This is a genomic window from Scandinavium hiltneri, from assembly GCF_024764835.1.
In the GTDB taxonomy this organism is placed as follows: Bacteria; Pseudomonadota; Gammaproteobacteria; order Enterobacterales; family Enterobacteriaceae; genus Scandinavium; species Scandinavium hiltneri.
This window is the reverse complement of sequence record NZ_JALIGE010000003.1, coordinates 1-254: the sequence shown is the minus strand read 5'-3', so window position 1 is coordinate 254 and position 254 is coordinate 1. Positions and strand designations below refer to the sequence as shown.

Genomic DNA, 254 nt, shown 5'->3' with positions numbered 1-254 from the left:
AAACAGGTTAATATTCCTGTACTTGGTGTTACTGCGAAGGGGGGACGGAGAAGGCTATGTTATCCGGGCGACGGTTGTCCCGGTTTAAGCATGTAGGCGGAGAGTTTAGGTAAATCCGGACTCTTATTAACGCTGAGGTGTGATGACGAGGTACTACGGTACTGAAGTAACAGATGCCCTGCTTCCAGGAAAAGCCTCTAAGCATCAGGTAACACGAAATCGTACCCCAAACCGACACAGGTGGTCAGGTAGAG

At 49.6% G+C, this 254-nt stretch carries 1 rRNA gene; it reads left to right on the top strand.

Annotation, left to right across the window (positions count from 1 at the left end):
- Window positions 1-254: ribosomal RNA gene (locus MUU47_RS00010) — 23S ribosomal RNA — on the top strand; the annotation flags it as partial.